At 39.7% G+C, this 26467-nt stretch carries 28 protein-coding genes; 27 read left to right on the forward strand and 1 reads right to left on the reverse strand.

The features are described from left to right. Positions 1-4: 4 nt before the first annotated feature. The 27 genes from ACP8HH_RS03780 (at position 5) to ACP8HH_RS03910 (ending at position 24572) form a co-directional block, all read left to right on the forward strand. Positions 5-514 (forward strand): flagellar protein FlgN, encoded by a 510-nt coding sequence (locus ACP8HH_RS03780; RefSeq protein ID WP_438316038.1) that lies wholly within the window; start codon positions 5-7, stop codon positions 512-514. 12 nt (positions 515-526) lie between these two features. Further along, positions 527-2050 carry a flagellar hook-associated protein FlgK gene (flgK, locus tag ACP8HH_RS03785; protein ID WP_438316040.1) on the forward strand — a complete coding sequence of 508 codons (1524 nt, stop codon included), beginning with the start codon at positions 527-529 and terminating at the stop codon, positions 2048-2050. A 19-nt stretch (positions 2051-2069) separates the two neighbouring features. Further along, on the forward strand, positions 2070-2996 hold the full coding sequence (gene flgL / locus ACP8HH_RS03790; RefSeq protein WP_438316042.1) for a flagellar hook-associated protein FlgL: 927 nt from the start codon (positions 2070-2072) through the stop codon (positions 2994-2996). Between the two features lie 103 nt (positions 2997-3099). Further along, positions 3100-3654 (forward strand): DUF6470 family protein, encoded by a 555-nt coding sequence (locus ACP8HH_RS03795; RefSeq protein ID WP_438316045.1) that lies wholly within the window; start codon positions 3100-3102, stop codon positions 3652-3654. Between the two features lie 16 nt (positions 3655-3670). Continuing rightward, complete coding sequence (fliW, locus tag ACP8HH_RS03800; protein ID WP_438316048.1) at positions 3671-4120, forward strand: flagellar assembly protein FliW; 450 nt, start codon at positions 3671-3673, stop codon at positions 4118-4120. 3 nt (positions 4121-4123) lie between these two features. Next, positions 4124-4342: a carbon storage regulator CsrA gene (gene csrA / locus ACP8HH_RS03805; protein ID WP_438316050.1), complete on the forward strand. Its 219-nt coding sequence runs from the start codon at positions 4124-4126 to the stop codon at positions 4340-4342. 289 nt (positions 4343-4631) lie between these two features. Then, on the forward strand, positions 4632-6176 hold the full coding sequence (locus tag ACP8HH_RS03810; protein ID WP_438316053.1) for a flagellin: 1545 nt from the start codon (positions 4632-4634) through the stop codon (positions 6174-6176). Positions 6177-6256: 80 nt separating this feature from the next. After that, positions 6257-8110 (forward strand): flagellinolysin, encoded by a 1854-nt coding sequence (locus ACP8HH_RS03815; RefSeq protein ID WP_438316056.1) that lies wholly within the window; start codon positions 6257-6259, stop codon positions 8108-8110. A gap of 80 nt (positions 8111-8190) precedes the next feature. Continuing rightward, positions 8191-8391 carry a hypothetical protein gene (locus ACP8HH_RS03820; protein ID WP_438316058.1) on the forward strand — a complete coding sequence of 67 codons (201 nt, stop codon included), beginning with the start codon at positions 8191-8193 and terminating at the stop codon, positions 8389-8391. Positions 8392-9041: 650 nt separating this feature from the next. After that, positions 9042-9557 (forward strand): JAB domain-containing protein, encoded by a 516-nt coding sequence (locus ACP8HH_RS03825; RefSeq protein ID WP_438316061.1) that lies wholly within the window; start codon positions 9042-9044, stop codon positions 9555-9557. Then, positions 9557-9883 (forward strand): hypothetical protein, encoded by a 327-nt coding sequence (locus tag ACP8HH_RS03830; RefSeq protein ID WP_438316064.1) that lies wholly within the window; start codon positions 9557-9559, stop codon positions 9881-9883. Before ACP8HH_RS03825 ends, ACP8HH_RS03830 begins: the two co-directional genes overlap by 1 nt. A gap of 180 nt (positions 9884-10063) precedes the next feature. After that, complete coding sequence (locus tag ACP8HH_RS03835; RefSeq protein ID WP_438316067.1) at positions 10064-10303, forward strand: hypothetical protein; 240 nt, start codon at positions 10064-10066, stop codon at positions 10301-10303. 154 nt (positions 10304-10457) lie between these two features. Then, complete coding sequence (locus ACP8HH_RS03840; RefSeq protein WP_438316070.1) at positions 10458-11333, forward strand: tyrosine-type recombinase/integrase; 876 nt, start codon at positions 10458-10460, stop codon at positions 11331-11333. Between the two features lie 188 nt (positions 11334-11521). Beyond that, positions 11522-11869 (forward strand): DUF960 family protein, encoded by a 348-nt coding sequence (locus ACP8HH_RS03845; RefSeq protein WP_438316072.1) that lies wholly within the window; start codon positions 11522-11524, stop codon positions 11867-11869. A gap of 16 nt (positions 11870-11885) precedes the next feature. Continuing rightward, positions 11886-12206: a DUF960 family protein gene (locus ACP8HH_RS03850; protein WP_438316075.1), complete on the forward strand. Its 321-nt coding sequence runs from the start codon at positions 11886-11888 to the stop codon at positions 12204-12206. Between the two features lie 186 nt (positions 12207-12392). Further along, entirely contained in the window at positions 12393-12842 is a 450-nt protein-coding gene (locus ACP8HH_RS03855; RefSeq protein ID WP_438316078.1) for a hypothetical protein, read from the forward strand. Between the two features lie 241 nt (positions 12843-13083). Continuing rightward, positions 13084-13671 (forward strand): hypothetical protein, encoded by a 588-nt coding sequence (locus tag ACP8HH_RS03860; protein ID WP_438316081.1) that lies wholly within the window; start codon positions 13084-13086, stop codon positions 13669-13671. A 457-nt stretch (positions 13672-14128) separates the two neighbouring features. Then, a complete protein-coding gene (locus ACP8HH_RS03865) occupies positions 14129-14497 on the forward strand; it encodes a hypothetical protein (RefSeq protein WP_438316084.1) in 369 nt (122 codons plus the stop codon). A gap of 88 nt (positions 14498-14585) precedes the next feature. Then, the gene (locus tag ACP8HH_RS03870) at positions 14586-14924 is read left to right on the forward strand and encodes a hypothetical protein (protein WP_438316087.1); all 339 of its coding nucleotides are present in this window, start codon (positions 14586-14588) and stop codon (positions 14922-14924) included. Between the two features lie 54 nt (positions 14925-14978). Next, positions 14979-16766, forward strand: coding sequence for a DNA polymerase (locus ACP8HH_RS03875; RefSeq protein WP_438316090.1), 1788 nt, complete (start codon positions 14979-14981; stop codon positions 16764-16766). Positions 16767-16823: 57 nt separating this feature from the next. After that, the gene (locus tag ACP8HH_RS03880; RefSeq protein ID WP_438316093.1) at positions 16824-17462 is read left to right on the forward strand and encodes a hypothetical protein; all 639 of its coding nucleotides are present in this window, start codon (positions 16824-16826) and stop codon (positions 17460-17462) included. A gap of 68 nt (positions 17463-17530) precedes the next feature. Beyond that, positions 17531-19336, forward strand: a complete 1806-nt coding sequence (locus ACP8HH_RS03885) for a DNA primase family protein (RefSeq protein ID WP_438316096.1) — start codon at positions 17531-17533, stop codon at positions 19334-19336. Positions 19337-19760: 424 nt separating this feature from the next. Then, the gene (locus tag ACP8HH_RS03890) at positions 19761-20618 is read left to right on the forward strand and encodes a tyrosine-type recombinase/integrase (protein ID WP_438316098.1); all 858 of its coding nucleotides are present in this window, start codon (positions 19761-19763) and stop codon (positions 20616-20618) included. A gap of 14 nt (positions 20619-20632) precedes the next feature. Next, positions 20633-21412: a hypothetical protein gene (locus ACP8HH_RS03895; RefSeq protein WP_438316101.1), complete on the forward strand. Its 780-nt coding sequence runs from the start codon at positions 20633-20635 to the stop codon at positions 21410-21412. Positions 21413-21673: 261 nt separating this feature from the next. Beyond that, positions 21674-23065, forward strand: coding sequence for a flagellin (locus tag ACP8HH_RS03900; protein ID WP_438316103.1), 1392 nt, complete (start codon positions 21674-21676; stop codon positions 23063-23065). A 333-nt stretch (positions 23066-23398) separates the two neighbouring features. Further along, positions 23399-23524, forward strand: coding sequence for a flagellin (locus ACP8HH_RS03905; RefSeq protein WP_438316106.1), 126 nt, complete (start codon positions 23399-23401; stop codon positions 23522-23524). A 697-nt stretch (positions 23525-24221) separates the two neighbouring features. Further along, a complete protein-coding gene (locus ACP8HH_RS03910) occupies positions 24222-24572 on the forward strand; it encodes a DUF2513 domain-containing protein (RefSeq protein ID WP_438316108.1) in 351 nt (116 codons plus the stop codon). A gap of 808 nt (positions 24573-25380) precedes the next feature. Here ACP8HH_RS03910 and ACP8HH_RS03915 read toward each other — a convergent pair. Next, a complete protein-coding gene (locus tag ACP8HH_RS03915; RefSeq protein ID WP_438319027.1) occupies positions 25381-26343 on the reverse strand; it encodes an NAD(P)H-dependent flavin oxidoreductase in 963 nt (320 codons plus the stop codon). Positions 26344-26467: the final 124 nt, after the last annotated feature.

Genomic DNA, 26467 nt, shown 5'->3' on the forward strand with positions numbered 1-26467 from the left:
GTAGATGACAAACAATATGTCTTATTCAACGATTTTGGCGTTGCTTGATAACCTAGAAAAACTTCATAGAAGTCTGCTACGGCTCGCATACGACAAAACGGCACTCATTAAGAGCGGGGACATGGAAGGACTCGACCAACTTTTAAAAGACGAACAAGCCCATTTGGCGGCAATTACTCAAATGGATGAAAAACGGATGGCAGCTGTGGCAGAATACTTGAAAGATCAAGGACGATCTGTGCCACTACACCCAACCGTGGCGAATTTACTAGACGCTGCTCCGGAAGTGGAACGACAAAGCCTTGAGGAGGCGAGGGACCGTCTCCTGCATGCGATTCATGACTTGAAAGGACAAAACGACCTCAATCAGAAGCTGACCTACCAGTCACTTCAGTTCGTGAATCTATCGCTGGACATGATCCGGCCACAAATGGAATCCGTAACCTACTCGAAAAACGAAGTCACCGGAACAAAGAAGTCGAGCGAAGAAAGAACCTTCGACTCACAAGCCTAAGGAGGTCAACCAGTGTCTACATTTATGGGACTTGAAACAAGCAAACGCGGACTGTTTACACAACAATCCGCTCTCTATACAACAGGACATAATATCAGTAACGCAAACACTCTCGGCTACTCACGCCAACGCGTTAATATGGAAGCAACCGCAGGTCATCCAGGCGTCGGACTCGGTGCCGGCACAATGCCCGGTTTTCTTGGGACAGGTGTAACAGCAGGCTCCATCCAACGAATTCGTGATAGCTTCGTTGATCACCAATTCAGACAGGAATCCAATAAGCTTGGGTACTGGGAATCAAAATCGCAAGCTGTTAGCCAAATGGAAGACGTTTTAGCGGAACCTTCTAAATATGGACTTCAGCAATCCCTAAGTGATTTCTGGGCATCCCTAAATGATCTTGCGGTGAATCCGGAAAACAGTGGCGCGCGTACTGTCGTGATCCGAAGAGGTGAGACAGTAGCTGATTCATTCAATCATATGCATAAATCACTATCCGACATACAAACGAATCTTGGGAAAGAAATTAGTATTACAACAGATGAAGTGAATTCAATTTTCCAACAAATCACAGAGCTAAACGAACAAATCGCGAAAGTTGAACCAAATGGCTATCTTCCAAATGATTTATACGATGCACGAGATCGATTGGTAGATCAGCTTTCAGCTATTCTGCCAATTGAAGTAAGTTACGATCCTTCAGGTGGTCGCGCACCCGCAATCGCTGAAGGTTCGATAACGATAAGAGTGAAAACAAATAATGGGTCGATTGAAGTTTTGAAAGGCACTAGTTTCAATAAAATGACCGTGAACGGTGCAAATGCTGAAGGAAATCCGACAGGTGCAATTACTGGTTTTAAATTCGGAAGTCAACCACTACTTGTAAATAATATGGTGAATACTGGAGAAATGAAGTCGCTTGTAGAGTCATATGGTTATGATGATGGAATTGGAATTAAAGGCATGTACCCGGATATGATGAATGATTTAAACAAAATGGCGAAAGCATTTGCAGAAAATTTTAATGAAGTTCATAAAAAAGGAACAGATTCAAATGGCGTGCAAGGCGAAGATTTCTTCGTTAATGATTTGGATAACCCCGTTGAATTTACAGCCAAGAATATAAAAGTATCTGATATCCTTTTGAAAACCCCAAACAAGCTTGCCGCATCTGACTCTGCAGAGAATATTGGTAATGGCGAGATTGGTAATGGTAACAATGCGAAAGATCTTGCCGGTGTTCAATTTTTGACTACTGTGGGACTCGAAGGTTCAACAATCCAATCCTTCTACCAAAGCGTTATTGGAAGGTTGGGCGTAGAGGGCCGGCAAGCAACAAGCAATATGATCAACTCAGGGACGTTATTAGGCGCAGTTGAAAACCGTCGCGCATCCATTAGTTCCGTTTCACTTGATGAAGAAATGACAGACATGATTCGGTTTCAACAAGCCTATAACGCGTCTGCCCGTATGATTACAGTTGTCGATGAAACACTCGATAAAATTATCAACGGCATGGGAGTCGTAGGTAGGTAAGAAAGGGGTTAACAATTAAATGCGCATAACACAATCGATGTTATCCAATAATATGCTTAGAAATCTTTCCTCTAGCTACAATAAAATGGGAAAACTTCAAGAGCAAATCAATACAGGTAAAAAGGTGAATCGTCCATCCGATGATCCTGTCGTTGCCATGAAAGGCATGGGCTACCGCATGCAAGTAGACAAAGTAGCCCAATACCAACGCAATATGGGAGAAGTCCACAACAGGCTTGATAGTACAGACGATGCACTCGATAAGGTGGGATCTGCTTTAATTCGTGTTCAAGAGTTAACGGTAGATGCAGCGAACGGTACGAAAACACATGACGATCGATTGAAGATTTTACAGGAAATAGAACAAATTCAAGCGCAAATACGTGATCTTGCAAATACTAAAGTCGGTGATAAACACCTGTTCTCTGGGACGAAAACCGAAAGTCCGTTATTTGGTGAAAATCCGTTAGGTGAAAAAACAATTGGCGGAGTAGTTATACCAGTCATTCCGGCAACAACTCCAGCAGAATTAGGATTTGAAAAAGACATCACCATCGAAGTATTCGATGGTGTTGAACTCAATGTAAACACAAATGGGTATGAGCTGTTTAAAAAAATAGACGATGTAATGAGCGGTTTAATCGCAACAATTAAAGACGGTAAATCAGGTGAAGAAATATCCAATCACCTAAAGGACATTAACATTGCTCAAGATAGTGTTCTAGAAACTCGTGCAGACATCGGTGCGCGCCAAAACCGTGCAGAAATGATGGAGAACCGTTTAGAATCACAAGAAGCTGCTGCAAAAAAACAAATGTCTGAAAACGAGGACATTGACTACGAAAAAACAATTACAGAAATGATCACGCAAGAATCCATTCACCGCGCTGCACTTTCAGTAGGCGCACGAATTATTCAACCATCGCTTGTGGACTTTTTGAGATAAGATAGACAAGAACCGGGTGCCAAACACTGACATCCATTCGCATTTTACAGCGGATAGTAACAGTGCCTGGCACCCTATTTCTATATAACGGAAGGTGATTTCTATGAACGTCCCACAAATCCAAATTCAAACAACACGAGCCGTCCTAGGTCTTCAAATCACCAAACCGACCCAGGAAATTGAACAACCTAGTGCAACACTCACCCAGGAACAACCGGCCGCTATATTGGAAATGTCTACAACAAAACCGCAGCTTTCTATCGACACGACTGAGGCGCGCGCTGATTTAGACCTGAAAAGTTCATCAAGAAGAATAGCTGAAAATGCGCAATATGGTGAACAAAGTGTACAAGAAGGAATCGGAAGACGAGCACAAGAGGGGCAACAACTTGCAGCAATCGAAAATGGCGGCAACGCAATCGTTGAAATCATAAAACAAAACACTACACCAACACCTAAACAGCTCGGCATTCGTTTCGTCGGTAACAGCATGAAAATCCAAACAAGCTTCCAACCTGGCTCACTCGATATTAAAGTAACACCGCAAAAAGCCATTAATAACGTCCAAATCAACAAACCCATCCATCACTATAACCAAGGAAAAGTAACCGGCGAGATGGAACAGTGGAACTCAATTCAAATTGATTTTAAATACTAAAAAAGGAGTCAATCCAATGCAAATCCAAACAAAATTCCACGGTACTATTGCAATAGAATCCGACCAAAATTGGTCCTTCCCAAAAGGACTACCAGGATTCGAAACAGAAAATGAATTCACACTTCTTCCAATAGAAGGAAACAGTACGTTCCAAGTACTCCAATCCATACATACATCCGACATAGCATTCATCGTCGCAAATCCATATACAATTGCCGTAGACTACTCGTTCAACATCGACGAACCAACGATTGACTTATTAGAAATTGAACAACCTACAGACGTCTTCGTCCTAGGAGTTCTCTCATTGAAAGAACCAATCGAAACATCAACAATGAACCTGCAAGCACCGCTCATCTTCCAATCAAAAACTAGAAAAGCAAAACAAATGATCCTAAACGACATAAAATTTTCACTGCGCCACCCAATCGGCACACAAATCACTCAAGCAGAAGGGAAGGCATAACCTATGCTCGTACTCTCCCGTAAACCAGGCGAAACAATCCAAATCAGCGACAACATCGAAATCCGCATCCTTGAAGTAAAAGGCGACACCGTTCGAATCGGCATAGAAGCACCAAAATCAGTCGACATCTTAAGAGGCGAACTTGTCCAATCAATATCTGATTCCAATACAGAAGCAATTACACTAGATGCATCACTATTTTCCAAGATAGCAAAAAACTAGCTTCAGTACTGCACCACACATGATGTGTCAGCAGTCGACGCATATTATCCCCCTAGGTGCCAGTTACTGACATCCATTCGCGTCCTTCCGCGAATTGTGACAGCAACTGGCACCTTTTGAATAGCAAAACAAATTATTTTTTCAAAACTACTAAACTACTACGCCGGCCATCCGATATAACTATTGTAAGCGGCAGATAAGAGTTCGGCCGGCTCTTACTCCGCGAGCAACACTAAATGTAACGGTTCACAAGGACGTGAACCGAACACAACTCAAGGAGGAAATTATAATGAGAATAAATCACAACATCGCAGCACTTAACACACACCGTCAGTTGAACAGTGCAACTAATGCACAGTCTAAATCAATGGAGAAATTATCTTCAGGAATGCGTATTAACAAAGCTGGGGACGATGCGGCTGGTCTTGCAATTTCTGAGAAAATGCGTGGACAGATTCGCGGGTTAGACCAAGCGGGTAAAAATGCTCAAGATGGTATTTCAATGATTGCAACTGCCGAAGGTGCTTTAAGCGAAACACATGACATTCTTCAACGTATGCGTGAACTAGCTGTTCAAGCGGGTAACGATACTAATACTGAATCGGACCGTGGCGAAATTCAAAAAGAAGTTAACCAATTAACTTCTGAAATTAACCGTATTGGTAATACAACTGAATTCAATACTCAGAAATTACTAGATGGTTCAAAAGGATTAGATGGAGCAAATACTATAACTGCTGGTACAGATGCAACTACTACCGGTGGTACACCTGCTTTAGCTGGAACTGGAACTCTAAATGGTGCCACAGGTTCATTTACGATTGATGCAGGTACAGCAAATGGTATTAACGGAAACGTTGATGTAGAGCTGAAATCAGCAACCGGCGCTGCCGTTGCTGCAGCTTGGACTGGTACTACTTTGGAAATAACGCTTAGTGCTACTGCTGGAGATAATACTAAGGCTGCTTTAGATGCTGCCATCCAGGGAGCGATTACAGGTGTGCCACCTGGTGTAGATGTGACTGAATTTACAACTACAGTTACCGGTCCTTTAAGCTCGCCAGCGGTGGACGCCACAGCTACTTTATCTGGGGGTGCAGATACTGCAGGGGGGACGCCGGTTGCCGGGGATGCTGGTACTTACCAATTTGGTTTCGGTAATCAAGATGTCACAATTGATGGTGCAACTCTTACTTATGATGCAGCAGGTGGAGCAGCAGGATGGAATGATGCAGCTTCTCTAGCAACAGCAATTAATGATGATGCAGCACTGAGTGTTAATTATACGGCTACTGTAGTTAACGGTAAAATACAGTTAGACCAAAATGTCAGTAAAGAATCCGCAACAGGTCCAGTAGTAACAGGTAACGACCAATCTGCATCTTTACAAATTGGAGCAAATGAAAACCAATCTATGTCAATTGATATGAATGACATGAGGGCAACTGCTCTTGGACTAACAGGAACAGGAAAAGAATTTACTACTGACTCTGGTGTAAACAATGGTACGGATTCTACAGGAAGTGAGAAAGGGCTGGATGTTTCATCTGCTAAAAATGCTGCATCCGCGGTTACAACTATTCAAGCAGCAATTGATAAAGTTTCTGCTGAACGTTCTAAACTTGGTGCGAACCAAAACCGTTTAGAGCACACAATCAACAACTTAAACACATCTTCTGAAAACCTAACTGCCGCGGAATCTCGTATCCGTGACGTAGATATGGCGAAAGAAATGATGGAACAAACAAAGAGTTCAATTCTTGCACAAGCTTCACAAGCAATGCTCGCGCAAGCAAACCAATTACCACAAGGAGTTCTACAGCTTCTTCGTTAAGATTAGCTGCTTGATTCAAAAAGGCCTTAGTTCGCTAAGGTCTTTTTTTAGATACAAGAAGTTGATTGGAGGAGGAAACCTTGAGGATTAATCATAATATAGCTTCATTAAACACACACCGTCAGCTTACTTCTGCAATAAATGCTCAATCGAAAAGCATGGAGAAATTATCGTCTGGTCTACGTATTAATAGGGCTGGTGATGATGCGGCAGGACTAGCGATTTCTGAGAAAATGCGCGGTCAAATTCGAGGACTTGATCAAGCTTCTTTGAATGCCCAAGATGGTATATCGCTTATTCAAACGGCTGAGGGTGCATTGAACGAAACACATTCCATTCTACAGCGTATGCGTGAATTAGCTACACAAGCAGCTAATGATACAAATACATTAGGAGATCGTAAAGAAATCCAAAAAGAAATTAATCAACTGACTTCAGAGGTTAATAGAATAGGAAATACCACTGAATTTAACACGAAAAAAATCTTAAATGCTGGTTCGGTGGATTCTTCCGCAGTTGGCAACATTCTAGATGGCATTCAAAATAAAGGCTGGTTAACACAAGCGGAAGATCGCATATTAGATCAATATGGATTAAAAGGTAGTGATGAAAATCTGTCTATTAATTTGATAGCAGATGCACCGGGGGGAATAATGGCCTATGTGACTGGATCAACAGGTACAACAGATCAGTCCTTGACTATTGATGTTAGCGACTTTACGCCGAGCTCAGGTGATAGTGGTGATAATGGCACAGGTGGAGCGAATTACAGTGATCGTGTCCTTGCACATGAAATGGTTCATGCCGTTATGAACTCTGCATTTGGAGTGGCAAAAACAATTGATATGGCTAACTGGTTTAAAGAAGGTTCGTCTGAGTTTATTCATGGTGGAGACGAACGCTTGAAGTATTACATTTCTGACGGTGCTGACGGATTCGATACCGCAAAAGTAAGTGATATGGTCGCTAGAGGAAAAGAGCTTCTAAACGGCGCTGCATGGAACGGTGACAGCAAAGATTATGCGGCAGGATACATGATTGTGAAGTATTTGGATAACCAAATAACTGAAAATAGTGGGACTACAAATATTAAAGATTTAATGCTTGGTATTAAGAGTTTAGTAAATTCAAATTCGGGAAGCAATGCACTTAAAAAGGCTATTGAAACTAATACAGGTGGGTCGTACGCTGATTTCGTTGATAAATTCGCAGCGTTGGATCAAACAAACGTTGCTGGTTTTATAAATTTTTCAAATGGAGTTGAAGAAGACACAGGTGCAGTTGGAGGTTCCGATTATGGTGTTGGTCCCAATCCAGATTTGAATGCTGAAGACGTTTTTGATAATATACCAGATGTTACTCCAGGACAAGTATCCAAGTATTTTAATGTAACACTTCCTGACCCAAGCAGTGTATCTTCAGCGGTCGTCCTACAAATAGGTGCTAATGCAGGGCAGAATTTTGAAATTAAGCTAAAGGATATGCGATCAGATGCCCTTAATATTAGTGGTCGGGCAGGAGAAGTAGTAACTGCCGAAGACGGTGGACCAAGAGCTTATTATACATCTATAGACTTATCTGACACTTCAAGTGGAGTAACAGATGGAACAAGTAGTAAAGTTGTAGAATATGCATTAGATGTAAGTACTCATGATAAGGCAACAGCGGCAATTAAAGTATATGATGATGCCATTATGAAAGTTTCATCTTATCGTTCTGAACTAGGTGCTTCTCAAAACCGTTTAGAGCACACAATCAATAACTTGAACACATCTTCTGAAAACCTAACTGCCGCGGAATCTCGTATCCGCGATGTAGACATGGCGAAAGAAATGATGGAACAAACTAAGAACTCAATTCTTGCACAAGCTTCTCAAGCGATGCTCGCGCAAGCAAACCAATTACCGCAAGGAGTACTACAACTTCTTCGTTAATAATAATAGCTGAATTAAAAGGTCTTGGATTATATTTTCCAAGACTTTTTTAATATATATATAGATAAAGGGGAGACTTAATGAATATTAAATATGCTATGGAATTTACTCAAACCATAACCAAAGAACATGGCTTAACTAATTCAAAAGTATATCTGTTAGTGTTACAGTTAGCCACTAGTGGTAGATATAATGTTGAAAGTAAAACTGACCTCGGAACTGCTGAGTCAGAAGAGGAAGCAAATCGAATTGTTGACAGTTATCTTCAACGTCTTAGATAACTTTTGAAAGGAATTCTATTTTTTTGTTCGAAACTAATCTACACTATCCTGATAATTGACTACAATTCGATACCAATACATGCAATGATAAAAAATAGAAGTATTTTTCTCGATACTGAACAAGATTTTACTGCTATTCTTTTCGCAAAGAATTTCGTGAAATTACAAAAATACAACACGACTTAGACAACTGAGCCACGACAATGAAATTCGTAGGGCGTCAATAGACGTTCGAAGTGCCCATCCCCTACAAGTGCCAATTAAGGTTGAAGATATAGTCTATTCTATGATTGAAAGACATAGCGGCAAAGTAAGCCAACCAATTACCACTAGGTGTTTTACAACTCCTTCGTTAATAATAATAACAATCCGGTTTTCCTTAATTGGAAGACCGGATTTCCCTCTTTTTTTGTATTATTAAAGCAAACCATACCATGGACTGCTAGTCATTCGTAAGAATCGGTCAATAGTAAGTGTATGAAATCGAGAAAATCATCTTGAGTCTTTCGGGACTTAAAGGGATTTTATTTTTGTATCGAATCTGTTTTTACTGCTCTTTCAAGTAGATATTATTATCTTGAATACAAATAGTAATGCCTTACTTCCAACAACGGAGGTAGGGCTTATTTTAATTGGAGGAGGAATTCATTATGAGTAAAACGTATGAACCGAAGGTTAAGCAGCTGGAATTACTAATGGTAAAAGAAGAGGGAAGGCATGTGCCAGCGAAGCGAGTAGACATTGTGTCGTTACGCTTGGTGAAGGAATCAAGTTTATTGTACAAGGATCGTGCCATTCGAAGTCCAGAAGATGGCTACAACTTGTTCAAGCAGTTTCTGGGGGAGTTGGACCGAGAATACTTTGTTGTGATGTGTTTGGACGTAAAAAATCAACCAACAGCAATCAATATTTGTCATATTGGTAGTTTGAATGCGAGTATCGTACATCCCCGTGAAGTGATGAAAACAGCAATACTTTCAAACTCAGCTTCAATCTTAGTGGCGCACAATCATCCCTCGGGACAGCCTGAACCCAGTCCTGAAGACATTGACGTGACAAAACGATTAGCAGAAGCAGGAAAAATCATGGGCATTGAATTGATTGATCATCTAATTATCGGTGAGGACCGATTTATTTCTTTGAAGGAAAAAGGATTCATGCTGTGATGGGAAAGCTGACAAGAGAAGTTGAATGGTTTCTGACAACATTACAGAATGAGTTTGGTGTAAGTGTAAATGCAGAAGATGTTGCAGTGGAGGCAACAGAGCTTGGCATGGAAGAGGTGGGAAGTTTCTTTGTTCCGAGTGAAGTAATCAATCCTTTACCGGAAACGCTGCTTTATGAACTAATGATTATTGATGATAAGGCTGGAATTGAGTGGGTTGGTGCTATTGGATTTCATGTTGATTCCCCGGAATGGTGTATTTTGATTGTCACCAAAAATGAGGTAACAGTGTATAGATGTACGCAGCCTCTTCGACAATCGGACTAATGACATTACTAAGTGAAACGGCTGAACCACTGACGACATTTCTAGTAAGAACCGGTAAAGGTAAATGGAAACGTTGATGTAGAAGTATTTGTAGATGTTTCATTCATTAATAAGTCACGACATTATCTAAAGAATGTCGTGAGCTACTAAAAACCAAAAATAGATAAGGAGAATGATCAAATGTCACTACCAAATATACCTTGCCAAACACTTGGGGGAAAATACTTTTGGGAAACGATTTCCTCTTCGAATGGATGGAAACTACAATTGAATAAAGTAACCCACCATTATCGTATTTTAGATCCTGCAAATATTAGACAATCCTGGAATATGGATGAGGAACAGATTTGGAATGTTTTCTGTGTACTTACAAACCAACAAGCAAATCAGAATGTAATTGAACATAGACCATTCACATGAAAATTGTGAGTGGTCTTTTCGTTTTGGGAGGTGAAACAAAGTGTGGATAAAAATTATTATTCCAGTCATCATTGCAGTGGCAGTAGAAGTTGTTAAAGAAATCACAGAAAGCAAGTAAGCAGTTAAGTCCGCTAGTTATTTGGAGGAATGTTATATGAATCTATTGAAAGAGTTTCAGCGATGGCTCGTCGAGGATGGTAAGGCTAAACAGACGACTGACAGTTATGTTAGTGATGTGAAGCAATTTCAGTTGTATTTGACGGAGAAGGTAGCTGATGAACAACAGCCGCTTTCCCGTTTTTCGTTTGTGCGATACAAGCAGCATCTACTAGACCATGAATTCAAAATCTCAACGATTAATAAGAAGGTGAACAGCCTGAAGGTTTTTAATGACTTTCTACAATTGAAAGGACTAGTGGATGGAAACTACATTCAGTTAAGAAAGGATCGTGTCCAGATTGCTTCTGGAAGTGAGCAGGTTGTAGAAGCTCTTACAGATGCAGAAGTGGAACGAGTGCTGGCATTTGTAGGTGATGAAGCGAAAGTAAGCATTCGAAACCGGTTGATTGTACACACATTACTTTACACAGCCGTTCGTGTTTCTGAATTAGTTCATATTAAATTGACGGACATTGATTCGCTTACTTCTACACTCGTAGTTAGGGGCAAAGGGGGCAAGGTTCGCGAGATTGGAATTCGAAATGACTTGATGGAACTGATAAAAGTCTATCGAGTGGGTGAACGAAAAGAATCGAAGTTTCATGAAAGTGAGTACCTTTTTGTTTCCCAGCGAAGCAAGATAATGCATAGGGACGCGGTTAGGAATTGGTTAGCCAAAGTTTCCGATGATATTGGCATTAAGTTATACCCGCATATTTTCCGTAGAACATGTGCTACGTTGCTTTTGACTCGAGGAGTACCAATTGTCACAGTAAGTAAAATTTTAGGACATCATTCGGTTGACATGACATCTAAACTGTATATTCTGACATCCCGAAAAGACAAGCAGTTAGCTTTGGATTTGTTGTAGTGCAGTCGTCCAGGACAGAAAACAGAAAGTTGGACTTGAAAGCTGTCGCCTATGGGTCCAGAAAATGATATCTCAAATCGCTTTCCATGGAAGCTTAGAGGGCAAATGGTCTCGGATGGAGAATGGAAGGCAATTTTTTGTGTGTTCCGGTCCAATCTTGCAACGTAAATAGAATTGAATAGAAGGAAATGCAAATCAAAGTAGAAGTGGAGGGGAAAAGCATGTTTGATAACAAAAGTAATCGCTATATGACTAGAGCAATTGCAGAAGAGCTTCACCCGGAAATAGCATTGATCCTGTGGAAACTTATAGATAGTAAAAACAAACTGAAAGTTGAATTAGATTATCTGCAAATATTCGAATTGACAGTAAGTAACGGTAAACAGGCAATTGTTCATCGACAAGAAGTACCGGAAATACAGTCGTTTTTGATTATGCCACTAACTGATGCAGAACCAATAAATAGTAAAGTGTGGTGTATAGATTCAGGCGTTGAAAGTGAAGGACAGATGATGTTGTTCCCTAATGATTACTAAACAGGAGGCGTTAATTATGTTTGAAGATGAAATGAAAAGATTTATGACGGATAGGATTTGTGCGGAGATATCCCATGAAATAATCAATCATTTGTTTTGGATGATTGATGAATTACGAAAAACAAGTGATGAGCTCAGTCATATTCAGATATTCAAACTAAAGGGTGGAAAAGAGCGGAAGGATCAACAGGACATCATTCACCAGCAGTTAAACTTACCCTATTATGAGGAATCAACTGTTCATATGTTTGAGGATGATCCAGTAAAGAACAGCATCATCTGGGCGGTGGACACTGGAGAATACCAAACACTTTTATTTCCAGAAGAAATGTATTAAATGGTTGCTGCTTATTTCTAATGAGGTAATGGAAATAAGCAGCGATTGTTTGTCTAGTCCGATTCATTTCCCCTTCTCTTTTTTTGTCTTTCATATGCATACATATGAGCAAACAATAAAATAATATGTTTACGTGTACGTAACCGTTTACGTGGACATAAAGTTAATAGGAAAAGGGGAAATGAAATGAATGATAATAATGGTGGCTTTGGTTCAAGAAGAAGACGGAATTTGTCCCTACTACCTGATCACGATCGCCCTAGTGAATCAGTTTATAGGAATACTGGTTGGCATAATGAACGTGTAATCCAGGTGGAAAAAGAAATGATAGCGGAAGTTGCAGAAGAAACTGCCTATGAACTAGAAGAAATCGAGGTAGAAGATCACTTGTTTGATAGGGATGCCGACCAACAACCGAAAGAACTATTCATTGACGGAATGAAATTTGTCCCGAAACGTAAACCAAAGAAAGAGTTGTTTATGGAGACGCACATCCGCTACACCACCTATATTAGTAAGGATGTCATGCAGATTATTCGCCAATTACATGAAGGCGAACAAATTTTAAGCATTACTCACTTGATTAATGAAGCGATAAAAGAACATCTGTTGAATCATTACAATAATGATAATTAATATCAATAGATATTAATCACTATTAAAAAGAATTAATGGGAAAGCAACGTCCCATAGCGGCAACATTTGTCGTCCTATCTTTCATTTCGAAAGAATGGAAACCATAAATGCAAGTGATGCTTAAAAATTTACAATGACAAGTGCAGGGAGAAAGGGGTATAATTATACTAATTGTTTAAGGACTTAAGAATAGACCATATCCCTAATTGAGGGGATACGGTCTATATCAGGGGGTAAAAGTATGGATAACGAAGTAATGATTAATATGAATGAATTGGCGGCTTTTGCATTTCCTGACTTAGTAGAGATAACTGCAATGAGGAAAACTACTAAAGCATTCAAAAGGGCATGTAATCAGTTGGGGATTTCTGCAGAGTCCTTTAAAACGGGAAGAGACTATGCTATACCAAAAGCAAGTTTACCGGTGTGGAAGTTGTTGGTAAGGAATATAGATGCAGTTGAAGGAAATACATCGGTTAATGGGTATTCAGACTTTATTGAAAGTGTAATTGAAACAAAAAGTACTGTGGATGAGCAGTTCGATTCCATAGACTTTGATACTCCTGAGTTGGAATCTTATCAACAATCAATGCTGAAAATTTATGAGATGTTCTACACGGACAGTTCTCATGCACAACCGATTGCTATGATATTACATAATCAGCTTATCCAGACGATTCAAGAGGACATGAAGTACATAATTGAAAATACACCTACTGATAGAACGGTCATGTACACAGAAATGTATTATAACGAAATAAAACGCAAAGCAGAAAAAATGGGAGTCGGTATTAAAAAGATGATAAGTGAACAATGGTGGAATGAATAAAAAGTATAAGAGAAATCCTCTTATGCTTTTTCTAAACCCTAAAATAAGAACAAGTGTTTTTGCACAAAAGTGGATTATAAACCTCACTTTTGTGCATTTTTGTTTTATTAAATAACTCGTAGAATAAAGGAGTAGTAGAAATTGAAAAAAAGTTGTGGAGCGGAAGGAGAATTAGTGAAAGGATTTCTACAAGTGTAGAAATCTAGAAAGTTAATTCAGAGGCAGCAGAAGAAGAAGTCAAGATGCTTGAAACTGAGGTCATTAAATAAGTAATCGCATAATCATTCTTTACATCCACTTTCGATGGGTTGAATTGATCCTTTAAGCGATGTAGTAGAAGGATAGAAGTGCTGCTCCTTGAAAACAGAATAGCGTTTACATCAGTACGTAGCAAAGTAGATACCGTCTATATAAGTTTACAGAACACAAAAATTACCCTGAGAGGATGAATTTACACATGAAATATCAAGTAAATAACAAGTTCGCAATCAGTTTTAATATCTGCGAGGAAATTGATGGGAAACCTGAGTGCTTCCACTTCCAATCCATTTTAGCACGGTTTTCGTATCCAGATGTCCAAGGAAATCATGACTATTTCATGGTTAATCATGAAATTTATGAATTAGTAAGTAATCACTTCACCATTGAAAATTTTGAACTGGGTCAGATGGAGTCAATGTTTACACTGGTTGATAGTCCTACAGGGATGTTCGAAGATCTTGAAGGAATGGATTGCGCAGTAATCGAAAAAATAGAAAGTATTCAAAAACGTTTGCAGCCAATAATGCACCTTTGCGAAATTGAATTAGTCATCAGTGGACTTTAATAAATCTCTCGAGTGCTTAGGTAACAGTAACTACATGACGGGGCAATGGTTATCACGAAACATTGTCCCGATTTTAGGAGGATGTAAAATGTCGAGTGTTACGGAATTCACGGAAAGTGGAATTTTGTCCGAGTTATCAAAAATGTGTGAACCAATTGAATTAGTTGGTGTTAAGCTTTTGCCAGAATATCCAAAGCAGCAAGGATTCACAATTGAGCAATTCCAGCAACATTGTACTAAAGCCATCACTTTTTGTGCAGAGAGCTTCACTAAAAATTCAGCGGCTTACTTCGTATTGAAGGATCCATTCAAGGTTTATGATTCAAACGATCTCAATTCTTTACGGAATCGCTTTGAAAATGAACTGGGTGTCCTGCACGAAAAAGTTGAATATGATTATCGGTTTATTGTACAAAACTGTTCTTGAATACTAACAGCGCATTAGGTTCTTTTTATGTTGTTGAAGAGAGGGGGATTGGGAATGGGTGATCTTTCATTAGTGCGAAATTTTTATGAAATTAATGTACAGGATTCAACGATTCATCTGTCGGCAAATGGGAAAATCCCTAAAGGTCATGTGGAACTCAATCAAGCACTGCTTAAGTTAAAACGTCATAAGACAAACACATACCACGTTCTAACGAAGCCGGAAATAGGCTATGAAAGAATTATCGGTGTAGATATTGAAACAACCGCCCTTTTACCGCTTCACGGTGAAATAAAGCTGGTTAGTGTTTACGGGAATAATACCCGGTTTGTTACAAAGGACTTGAACGAGGTAAGGGATATTCTAAGCGATCCGACAGTGTTGAAAATCTTTCATAATGCAACCTTCGACGTCTCATGGTTTCGTGCGAAAGGCTATGTAGTGAACAGTTTCGTATGCACCTTTTTAATGTCACAGATCCTGAATAATCACGTTAAAAAGGGTAATAGCCTACAAGAGTTGGCGAAGACAAAGCTCGGTATGGAACTCAATAAAACCTACCAACACGCCGACAATTGGAAAGGGAATATTACGGAAGAGCATAAGGAATATGCCTTGATGGATGCCAAAGTTGCATATGAACTCTATTCTATCTTTAAAGAAGCGATTAAACAAAAGCACCTGGACATCGTCCTAGCACGTGAAATAAATGCAATGGATGCAATCATCGAGCTGAATATAAAAGGTATTCGATTTGATTATGATGGCTGGGAAGTGGAACTACAAGCAATGCAAAGGGAACGTGACCAGCTGCTCGAAATGATTCGCTTAGAACTAAAAGTTCCTACATTAAACATGCAATCACCTAAACAAATTACGGCTGCGCTAGCGGCTAATGGCATTGATGTCGAAAGTACAAAAGATGAAGTCTTAGCTAAATATGAAAATCAACTGAGCTCCATTAAAGATATGCGGCAGTACAAGAAATTGCAAAAGCAGCTCTCATCTTATGGAGAAAAGATAAAGAATGCGATCGATAAGGATGGTAGGTTGCGTGGTAATTGGAAACTATGTGGTGCAGATACATTTCGAATGACATGCAAGGAACCTAATCTGCAAGGGATGCCAAGTATTTCAAAGCCTTATTTTCAATCGAAAGAAGGACATTCCTTTATCGTTGCTGATTATAGCACAATTGAGTTGCGGATTTTGGCTGAAGTCTCCCAGGACCAGGAACTGGTCAAAGCGTTCCATGAAGGAGAAGATCTTCACAACAAAACCGCAGCATTTATCTTTGGGAACAAGCCGATTGAACTGATTACTCCAACTGAAAGGAAAGTTGGAAAAATAATAAATTTCGGGCTTGTGTACGGAATGACAAAGTGGGGACTGCAAAAGAAAATAAATGCTGCGATTGACGACCCCATTGAATTATATGAAGCTGAAGCATTTCGTACCAAGTATTTTGAACTCTATAAAGGGGTTTCTGATTATCAGGACCAAATGCTGAAAGCCGATTTCATCCAGACATTAGGAGGTCGTTACTGGAAAGAGGGTCATCATATGCTGGAAAAGGGGAAAATCGCTCGGTTCAATTATCCAATTCAGGCATCCTGTGCAGAAGGACTGAAAGAGTCTCTATCTCTTTTTTTGCAAGGGCGAAATGCTTCTTGGGGATTGGTTGCTGTTGTCCACGATGAGATTGTGATTGAGGTACCTGACAGTGAAGTAGAGATGGCAAAAAAATTCCTTGAAAAAAGTATGATTGGTGGCATGAGTATTATCGTTAGACAAGTTCCAATTACAGTTGAAGTAAAGGTAGCCAAGCATTGGGTAAAGTAATAATCAGGAAATAAGTATCATAAATCGACAAAAGAGATACACAAATACTACTTATAAATGGAGGAAATTAAAATGACAAACACAACTATGACAGCAGTAAATCCGCAGGTAAATGAGCCATCGGATACACCGGTAAACGCATTGGTATCGGCAGCCCAACAGGCAACGGGAAATAGTCCAACGCCCGTAAACCAAACATTACCTTCATCGGCGATTTTAACGGCTCCAGTAGGGCTGTTTTCAAAAATTCAACAACTGAATCAGGCAAAAAGTCAGACCCAATTTCAAGCTCAAATTGGAAAGTCTTATTACATTCCTGCTGTCTCCCCCGGCACTTATTTTGCGGTGGTAACTGATGGCGTGTTTGATGAAAATGCTACCACTAAAAACGGGAAACAAGCCCTGTTGATTCTAACTTGGACGGTCTATGTGCCACAGCATAATCAACCAGAGCAAGAGGTTGAACTCAAGCAATACTACTACAAAACGCCAAATCAAAAAGCGCCTTATGTTTGGCTACTCTCTAAATTGCTAGGCTATGACTCGAAACAAGGTTTTTCTATTGGTGATCTCTTAGGTGTGGTTTGCACAATTGAAGTTAAACATGATCAGAAAGACAATGGGAATGTTTACGCAGAAATCGCCCAACTTGAAAAAATACAATTGGACGATTCACCGGCAACTGTTTCATTCTAATCATCGGGGGGCATGACTCCCTTTTATTATCACCATGACTACCCAAATCAGAGAGGACTGTGAAAATTATGACTGAAATTACAAACACAATAAACACAATGAACACAATGAACACAATGAACGCATTGGAGAAGAAAATCGAATGCTTTGAGCAAGACAAGGAGGAAACTGTTGCCTTTGCCATAAGCCATGAACCATTATTTCAGTGGGTGCGTGATCATCCAGAGCAATTGAACGAGGCACTGATGAATGGAATCATGTCGAATCTTGCTCAATTAGGGGAGGCGGGAGAGCTATACATTAATGAGGTTTCAGGTATTTCTGCCCTTCACGAAAATGTATTTGAGAAAGCCATCATTGCTTTTCAATCGCCCGTGCCACTTGTCCCACCGGTTTCTGCAGTTGGTTATGAAGTATTAACACAGTTGGGGTACACGGGGACTTCTCAGTTGGGCGATCCAGCATCAGCTATACTAAACCGTTTACGAAGCATTAAGTTCATCAATAGGGGTCTTGCATATAGTCCAAAGGGTCTTCTTACGCTCAATGCTAATGTGTTTGCAACCTATGTTCTGAGTCGCATGAAGCTTGTTCCTCATGACAACAGACAGTCATACGTCTTTGACAAGGCGGGTCAGTTTGTACTACTAGATGATGATTCCTTAAAGAAAGTTTGCCGGGATATTCTTCACGAGGCTGAAGATAATAGCTGGAGCGTAAGGTGGGAGAACGAATATTTTGCTGCAATTAAACGAGTCATGCCTTTCAAAAGCACCATGGACCCCAATCCGAATTTCATCAATTTGAGGAATGGTATGTTGAATTTAAGCACAATGAATCTAGTAAATCATGATCCAGCATTCCTATCAACACTTCAACTAGGTATGAGTTATAACCCTTCTGCGACCTGCCCGCGGTTCCTTGCATTCTTAGCGGATGTCTTTGAAGGAGATCAGGAGCGCATCGATTTAATCCAGGAGATGCTGGGCTATTGTTTCTTACGTGACATCAAAATCCAGAAAGCCTTCATCTTTTTGGGGAATGGATCGAATGGGAAAAGTGTTCTGTCGGAAATCATACGACATCTAATTGGGGAAGCCAATGTATCAAATGTTCCCTTGAGTACGCTGGGTGCAAAGTTTGGCATGCAGAATCTACCTGGAAAGCTTGTGAACATCTCCTCGGAAAATGAATTTGATAAGAAATTCAACACACAGAACTTTAAGACAATCACGGGTGGGGATGCAGTGAATGTAGAAATGAAATACCAAGACTCATTCAACACAAAGCTATTTGCTAAGATTATTATCTTACTAAACCGCATGATGGATTCAGACGATATTTCTGATGGCTATTACCGGAGACTAACCATCATTCCATTCAATAAAGAGTTTAAGGAACTGAAAGCCGATGAAATACCTCAAGAAGGTATCAATTATATGGACAAGGAGTTACCAAGACATCTTTTAGAGGAGTTGGATGGGATTCTGGTATTTGCGCTAGAAGGGTTTCAAAGGCTTGTGAAAAATAAATTCAACATGTCAAATAGTGTGGTGTGCGAGCAAGCGTTGCAAGAGTATAAAGTAACGCAGAATCCCATCATTAAATTTTATTATGACATGATTGAATCTGACAATAATTCGAGAGTGAAACGATCCGATTTTGGAAAGGCATTCAAACGATGGGCTTCTGAGAACGGGTACATGGAATATAGTAACCTGAATCCAACAAAGTTTTTAGATACTTTTAGAAAGATTGCGGCAAAAGATGGACAAGTCATTGTCGAAAAGAAGATTCAAGGGCATGAATATTTCGAAGGTTTACGGATTACCGCAATTCCCGAAGCGGATTTGGATTATGTATCACCTTGTTAAGCATTCTGGGGGTATAGGGGGCATGACTTACTAAAAATAAATTCTAGTTGATGAGATAGCATTCCTTCCTTTTCTATCTTTTTTGGAACTTAGATCACTCATGCCACTCATGCCACTCAAAAAAATGAGTGGCGAGTGTGGTATGAAAAAAGAAAGATACTTATTGAATTTCAAAAGACATTTCATTTCATCCTATCTTTTTTCTGAACTGACACCCCTCGCACCACCCAAAAATCTATAAAACATTAATTTATTTGTGATAAAAAGAGGGTCAGGTAATCAAGTTTATTGGTAGAAGGGTCGCAAGGCTGCTTCTATTGATTGGTGTTTCTTATTCTTTTATTGTGCAGAAAATGGAAGTAACCGGTTTATAAATAGATATTATTATCTTGAAGTAATTATTAATTGGAAGGGAGTTTTATACATGTTTCTTCTGGATTCAGCCGAACTGTTTGGGAAGTATCAAGCGAACATTGAGAGAAGTCCGGTAACGATCAAAGCCTATCTAGGAGATATATCACATTTGAATGGTTACCTTCAGGAGGTTTATAATGCGCCTATTTACTTGCAAGACATCACGCAACAGGATGTGGAGAATTATCTTTATCACCTTAAGGTAGAGAAGAATTATCAACCGGTTAGTAGAAAGCGCGTATTAGGTACTATGCGATCATTTTTCAGCTACGCGTACAAAAGTGAGTGGTGTGATAAGAATGTCACTGCAAAACTAGAATCAATTAAATGCCAGCAGAAAGAGCGTCAATATCTAACTGAATCAAAGGTTTTTCAATTTGCGGATGCCATTGAACATAAGCTGATTCAATTAGTTGCCCGTACACTGTATTTTACTGGTTTACGTATTTCCGAATGCCTTAACCTCCAGGTGGAAGATGTGAATTTAGAAGAAAATTTAATTCATGTAAGGCATGGTAAAGGAAACAAAGACCGAAACGTACCAATCAATTCTAAATTAAAGGAATTACTTGTGGATTACAATGCAAACTGGAGAGTGACTTCGGACTATTTCTTTGCTACAAAAATTTCAGGGACACTTTCCACAACTAGTGTAGCAAGGGTCTTTAGAGAAACGACAAAATCGTTGGGATGGAAAAAGACAGTTTCCGCGCATGTCCTCAGGCATTCGTTTGCATCTAAACTTGTACAGAACGATGTTCATTTAGTCAAAATCTCAAAATTATTGGGGCATAGCAGCCTAAAAACTACCAGTATCTATGTACACAGCAATATGGAGGATCTAAAAGACGCAATTAACACATTATAGAGGAGGCGTAACAAATGGCAAAAGTAGAAGCATTACAACCTATTTATGATGATAAGGTCAAGAAGATATTACATCTGTTAGGAGAAGGTTTTTCAAGGGAAGATGTTGCGGAGCAATTTCGTTATTCAACTTACCGTTCTATGGATGGTTATATGAATCGCAAGAACTTCCTTTGGGACAAACGAAAAGGAACATATATACCAGCTGATGTATTCAAAGCTCCGCTGGAAACACTGATGGACTTTCCATCAGATAGTGTTCGAAGAGTGGTTATGGAACTAAACAAAGAGGGAGCGAATCCAAAAGAGATTGCATTGAAGGTAGGGTTTGAAAGTCATCTGGATATGGCAAGTTATATGAAGTCGAAAGGGTTTGAATGGTCGCAGGAAGCAGGGAACTATTTCTGCACTTCTCCGACAATACCTGAAGTTGATGAGGGGGTTGCTACTGTTGATACTGCTGTTACAAATGTAAGTTCTTCTGTTGTGAACGGTGACTTCGGACACTTCTTACCTTTGTTGGAATGGTTAGCGACAAACAAGCGTGGATTGCAAAGTATGTTAGGATCGACAGTATCGTCAGTATCGTCAGGGCAGATTCCCCGTTACACTTTCCAAGGTGTATTCGTGACGAAATCGGTCCACATGACAAACACATTAGACCAAATGGTTCGGGACTTCAGTAAGGAAAAGAATATCAATCAACGAGAAATATTCGAAGTAGCTTTAATCGAATTCTTTCAGAAATATGGTTATGCAAAAGAGATTGAGACATTGTTGCAGAAAAATGCCTAGCAAATGGATTTCTAATGGAAAAGATGATGAACAGGTCATAATGGTTTCCTACTGAACCCCTGTTTTTCACTTTCCCTTTTTCTTATGCTTTCCTAATGTTTTGGAACGAGTTCTTTCCATTCTGTTTTGTTCACCTAATGATGCAGCAACAATTTCTCCTTACCCCCTTGAGCCACATGGGTTTCTAGCTTAGGAAGATTTCCAGTTTTTCATGTTACTTTTCGTCAGTTGAACGCAGCTACAACTAACCAATCTAAATCTATGGAGAAATTATCTTCAGGAATGCGTATTAACAAAGCTGGGGACGATGCAGCTGGTCTTGCAATTTCCGAGAAAATGCGTGGGCAGATTCGTGGGTTAGATATGGCCTCGAAAAATGCTCAAGACGGCATTTCAATGATTGCAACTGCAGAAGGTGCATTGAATGAAACTCATGACATTCTTCAACGTATGCGTGAGTTGGCTGTTCAGTCTAGCAACGATACTAATACTGCTGGTGACCGTGGCGAAATACAAAAAGAAGTAGACCAACTTGCACAAGAAATTACTAGAATTTCAAATAATACTGAGTTTAATACTCAAAACCTTCTTAATGGAGGAATCAAAACAGGTAATAACGGTGAAGTGAAGTTCCAAATCGGAGCAAATGCTAACCAAAGCCTCTCTATAAGCATCAATGCAATGGATGCAAAAACACTTGGCGTAGCAAGAGATACATCCACTGCGACTGGAACAGGTGCTGCGGGTATAGCAACTGTGAGCTTTGATAATGATAATCTAGGTTCTAAAGTTCTTGACGGCGCGGAGATTACTGCACATTATACCGCAGCTGCGCCAGCGACTCCTGCTACATCTGGAACAGTTACTGGTGCCGCGGCAACAGAGACTGCTGTAGCTACTGGAGGTAAGTTGGAATTACAAATTAATGGTGGAATGGCATTTGATGTAGACATTACCGACAACGATACTAGAGCACAGGTTGTAACCAAAATCAACGATGCAGCTAATACTGCAAATGGCACGACGGGTATTGCCTACGCAACTTTAGATGCAAGTAATATATTATCACTATCTTCAAATACAACAGGTATTGGGTCTGAAATGACAGTAGTAGGGGAATCAGGTGCTGGTACGCCAAGTATACTTGCTGACTTGAAGCTATCTGTTACTACTGAAACTGGTGGTGCGGCAGTTGCAGGTAAATCTGCAAAAATCACTCTTACAGATGGAACTGGTAACACTCAAGACGTAAACATTTCTAATGCAAATGCAACTTCTTTATCCGTAACTACTGGAAACTTTTCAGGAATGACCATTAATATGGCGGCGGGTACAAAATTAGCTGATTTAGATTCTGCTAATGATATAGTCACTGTCGCTACAGTTGCTGAAGTAGCTTCTTCTGCTACATTTAGTGGTGGTCTTACTGAAGCTCATACTAAAGCAGGTATCGATATCTCGACACAAAGTGCAGCTAATACTGCAGTTACTGCAATTAACACTGCTATTGAAACTGTTTCTGCTGAACGATCTAAATTAGGTGCATTCCAAAACCGTTTAGAACACACAATTAACAACTTGAACACATCGTCTGAAAACCTAACTGCTGCGGAATCTCGTGTCCGTGACGTAGATTATGCTGAAGCTGCTTAATTGCAGGAATAAGCACAGTCGTCCTGGCTGGTAACGGCTTGGATTATTATCGGGTGAATTGCTGGAAACCCCTAAAACTCACTTCCCTACAACGTAGCTGGAAACGGCAAGCGTGAATGGCTGAAAAGAAGCGAGATTGGGCAATCAGCAGCGAAGCTCCTGTCTCGAAAGAGTGGAGAACGTCCAACGACTAGGATAGACCATCTAAGGCGTAAGCTATGGTGATGAAATCCGTAGGTGAAGCAATGTACATCAGCATTGTGAATCCGAAGCGCCCGACCCCTACTAGGAAACTAGAGGGTGAAGATATAGTCTAGTCATTTATGAAAGTAAATGTTTCGCACGATGGCGAAAGAAATGATGGAACAAACAAAGAATTCAATTCTTGCACAAGCTTCACAAGCAATGTTGGCTCAAGCACAGCAAGTACCACAAGGAGTATTACAACTTCTTCGGTAATGTTGTGAACGGGCGTCTTACCTGGTAACGGATAAGAGCACAACTGGGTGAATTGCTGGAACCTCCTAAAGCCGCATCAACCACAACGTAACTGGAAACGGTCAGCGTGATGGTCAGAAAATGATGAGGATGAAACAATGGACAATCAGCAGCCAAGCTCCTGTGGGGAAACCCTGGAGAAGGTTCAACGACTAGGATATACCGTCTAAGGCTTCGGCTATGACGATGAAATCCGTAGGACAAGCAACACTGTCCGAAGCGCCCAGCCCCAAACAGATCACGCTGTGGGTGAAGATATAGTCTATTCTATGATCGAAAGACATAGCGGCAAAGCAAGCCAACCAACTACCACAAGGCGTACTACAATTGTTACGTTAATAATAAAAAGAAAAGGAGGAGAGACTATAGTCTCTCCTTCTTTTTATATGGTGGATAAAGGATAATGAAGTGTAAAAAGTGTAATTCAATGGACTATATTGTTATTAAATCACAAAAAGTTTTAGATTAGAGATATGGAGCAATTATTATTGAACTTAGACAATGCAAGGGGTGTTATTTGCGATATCGTATAGCGACCAATTGTCAAAAGGAATTTTATTATGATCGACTTAGCTTTGTAAGGTGCTAAAAAAATAAATAAACATGAAACTTTTCATGGCTGGTTCGTAGACAATATAAAACGAAGGGAATGTTGAATTTGAAACGTGATATGGAGTTAATTAGACAGCTACTGTTTTTAGTAGAGAGTCAAGTTGATAAGAAAGAATTGAGATTACCTTCCAGTATAGATCGTAATCAAGCGGTTTATCATCTTGAATTATTAGAGCAGGCAGGTTATGCAAAAAATAATATTAAGTATGCAGATGACATCCCAATGTGGATTTATAGTTCTATTACATGGGGAGGACATGAATTTCTTGATACAATTAGAAATGAGACGGTATGGGCAAAGGTGAAAGAAGTTGTAAAAGAAAATGGCGGTAGTGTTTCAATGGAGGTTCTAAAGACATTGGCCATAAAAGTTTCAGAGACAATATTTTTAGGCTAAAAATTAAGAACCAGTGGTTAGTCATCATATTCGTGTAATGTATAATTGCCCAAATTGCAATATTAACTTAGCCACTTAGATAAAGTTCAGTATGTTTATGAATATACGTGTTTTAGATCCACCCTAGAAAGCGGATTTTACTTTGGCTTTGATTTTATGAAGTGAATTTCGCGTGCATGTGCAAGATACTACTCAGTAAATTCACTGCAATTGAATAATAATAAAAGTGAAATCAGATATCTGCGTGAAAATCTTTGTACTATAAATACTTATCCAGAGGTGTGAATTTTTCGTCATTGCGTCATACAGGTATGGTTCACTAGCTTATCAACGATAAATTATAAGTGAAAGAAAATTTAGATGTCATAAAAGGAAAGAGTGATTTAGTTGGACATGATAAATTTACAAAGGGCAATTGAAAATGGAATGCGGAAGGGGATTTTTGAAAATGATGTTATTAAGTGTGAAATTCGAAAAAACCCTTTTTTAGTTTCATTATTGCAGGATAAAATTTTAGGTACCTGTGCACAAAACTATTCTGATTATACACTACAATTACATATTTATTCGGTATATGTTGAAAAACCCATTGTATTTGTATGTATATACAATTGGTTGAATTGTTTGTTGTTGTTTCATGCACAGGTACCCCAAAGTCGAAGTAGGAAAAGTCTTCATTTTAATGAAGGTCATCATCCAACAATTAAGGTGCCTTTTATAATATACAATTATTTTTCGTGAAAAAAGCTCCCTACCATTTCGGTTTTTTTAACCGCGGTTGTGGGAAGCTTCTTTTAGTTGACCTTCATTAGCAAAACGTTTTACCTAGCTTATATTCTTTCATTAAATTATCCATAATTGTTTGTACAGAAAATATTTCTTTAATCTCATGCACTCTTGACCCTGCGAAGACTATGCCGTTGTCAACATCACCGTCTACGGAATGCTTTAACGAGTCCATAGTACAAAATCGGTATGAGCATTGCTTTAAGCAGTTGTAACATTTTTTAATTTTGACTTTTTTATCTCCATAAATTAAATCAGTAAATGAATTACGGATGGCGCGTCCTTCTAAGCCGACTGTTGTTTTGACGAGGACGGTATCTCCTTCATTGCAATCGACATACATTTGTTTAAAGGCGGGATGGGCATCGCATTCGTGGCTGGCAACAAAGCGTGTGCCCATTTGAACACCGGATGCTCCCAATTGGACAGCTCTTGCAATATCCTCACCATGAATAATGCCGCCCGCCGCGATGACAGGAATACCGACTGATTCGACCACTTCTGGCAGCACATCGAATAACGCTCTATCTGTCCCAAGATGCCCACCCGCTTCGCAACCTTCGACAACAACAGCGGAAGCGCCAAGCCTCTCAGAAAGCTTTGCTAGTTTTGCAGACGACACAATTGAGATGACAGGAACGTTGTACTCCTTGCCCCAACTATACATATCACGTGAAATACCAGCTCCCGAAATGATGAAATCAACTTTTTCTTCCATTGCTGCCTTGACATTTTCCGCAAAGTCATTTATTGCAAATAGGACATTTACACCGATATAGCCTTTGCCGTTAGTCAGCTCTCTAGCCCGGCGAATTTGACTTCGAAGTGATTCGGCAGAAATACCCGTACCAGAAATCGTACCAATCCCTCCAGCGTTTGCTACAGCAGAAGCGAGACCACTAAGCGAAACTCTAACACCCATCCCACCTTGAATAACAGGGATTTTGGGCGTCATATGCCCGATAATCATTTTCGGAATATCCATCAACATAATTTCCTCCTTTTGGGTTGTAAAAAATTTTATAGAAATATGAAAAATGAAGCCAAAAAAGTTTGGAAAGTAATTTATAGATTTGAGTTGCATGAAGAAATGTGGAATTTTCAATGTT

The sequence above is a fragment of the Sporosarcina sp. FA9 genome (assembly GCF_051550205.1).
Lineage (GTDB): Bacteria > Bacillota > Bacilli > Bacillales_A > Planococcaceae > Sporosarcina.

Bases quoted from the DNA above. Each gene is read 5' to 3' on its own strand.
- ACP8HH_RS03860 (WP_438316081.1), top strand. From the start codon at position 13,084: ATGGATAACGAAGTAATGATTAATATGAATGAATTGGCGGCTTTTGCA.
- ACP8HH_RS03795 (WP_438316045.1), top strand. From the start codon at position 3,100: ATGAACGTCCCACAAATCCAAATTCAAACAACACGAGCCGTCCTAGGT.
- ACP8HH_RS03865 (WP_438316084.1), top strand. From the start codon at position 14,129: ATGAAATATCAAGTAAATAACAAGTTCGCAATCAGTTTTAATATCTGC.
- ACP8HH_RS03845 (WP_438316072.1), top strand. From the start codon at position 11,522: ATGCAAATCAAAGTAGAAGTGGAGGGGAAAAGCATGTTTGATAACAAA.
- csrA (WP_438316050.1), top strand. From the start codon at position 4,124: ATGCTCGTACTCTCCCGTAAACCAGGCGAAACAATCCAAATCAGCGAC.
- ACP8HH_RS03810 (WP_438316053.1), top strand. From the start codon at position 4,632: ATGAGAATAAATCACAACATCGCAGCACTTAACACACACCGTCAGTTG.
- ACP8HH_RS03850 (WP_438316075.1), top strand. From the start codon at position 11,886: ATGTTTGAAGATGAAATGAAAAGATTTATGACGGATAGGATTTGTGCG.
- ACP8HH_RS03780 (WP_438316038.1), top strand. From the start codon at position 5: ATGACAAACAATATGTCTTATTCAACGATTTTGGCGTTGCTTGATAAC.
- ACP8HH_RS03885 (WP_438316096.1), top strand. From the start codon at position 17,531: ATGACTGAAATTACAAACACAATAAACACAATGAACACAATGAACACA.
- ACP8HH_RS03820 (WP_438316058.1), top strand. From the start codon at position 8,191: ATGAATATTAAATATGCTATGGAATTTACTCAAACCATAACCAAAGAA.
- ACP8HH_RS03840 (WP_438316070.1), top strand. From the start codon at position 10,458: ATGAATCTATTGAAAGAGTTTCAGCGATGGCTCGTCGAGGATGGTAAG.
- ACP8HH_RS03900 (WP_438316103.1), top strand. From the start codon at position 21,674: ATGGAGAAATTATCTTCAGGAATGCGTATTAACAAAGCTGGGGACGAT.
- ACP8HH_RS03890 (WP_438316098.1), top strand. From the start codon at position 19,761: ATGTTTCTTCTGGATTCAGCCGAACTGTTTGGGAAGTATCAAGCGAAC.
- ACP8HH_RS03915 (WP_438319027.1), bottom strand. From the start codon at position 26,343: ATGGATATTCCGAAAATGATTATCGGGCATATGACGCCCAAAATCCCT.
- ACP8HH_RS03825 (WP_438316061.1), top strand. From the start codon at position 9,042: ATGAGTAAAACGTATGAACCGAAGGTTAAGCAGCTGGAATTACTAATG.
- ACP8HH_RS03830 (WP_438316064.1), top strand. From the start codon at position 9,557: ATGGGAAAGCTGACAAGAGAAGTTGAATGGTTTCTGACAACATTACAG.
- ACP8HH_RS03870 (WP_438316087.1), top strand. From the start codon at position 14,586: ATGTCGAGTGTTACGGAATTCACGGAAAGTGGAATTTTGTCCGAGTTA.
- ACP8HH_RS03835 (WP_438316067.1), top strand. From the start codon at position 10,064: ATGTCACTACCAAATATACCTTGCCAAACACTTGGGGGAAAATACTTT.
- flgL (WP_438316042.1), top strand. From the start codon at position 2,070: ATGCGCATAACACAATCGATGTTATCCAATAATATGCTTAGAAATCTT.
- fliW (WP_438316048.1), top strand. From the start codon at position 3,671: ATGCAAATCCAAACAAAATTCCACGGTACTATTGCAATAGAATCCGAC.
- ACP8HH_RS03905 (WP_438316106.1), top strand. From the start codon at position 23,399: ATGTTTCGCACGATGGCGAAAGAAATGATGGAACAAACAAAGAATTCA.
- ACP8HH_RS03895 (WP_438316101.1), top strand. From the start codon at position 20,633: ATGGCAAAAGTAGAAGCATTACAACCTATTTATGATGATAAGGTCAAG.
- ACP8HH_RS03875 (WP_438316090.1), top strand. From the start codon at position 14,979: ATGGGTGATCTTTCATTAGTGCGAAATTTTTATGAAATTAATGTACAG.
- ACP8HH_RS03855 (WP_438316078.1), top strand. From the start codon at position 12,393: ATGAATGATAATAATGGTGGCTTTGGTTCAAGAAGAAGACGGAATTTG.
- ACP8HH_RS03880 (WP_438316093.1), top strand. From the start codon at position 16,824: ATGGAGGAAATTAAAATGACAAACACAACTATGACAGCAGTAAATCCG.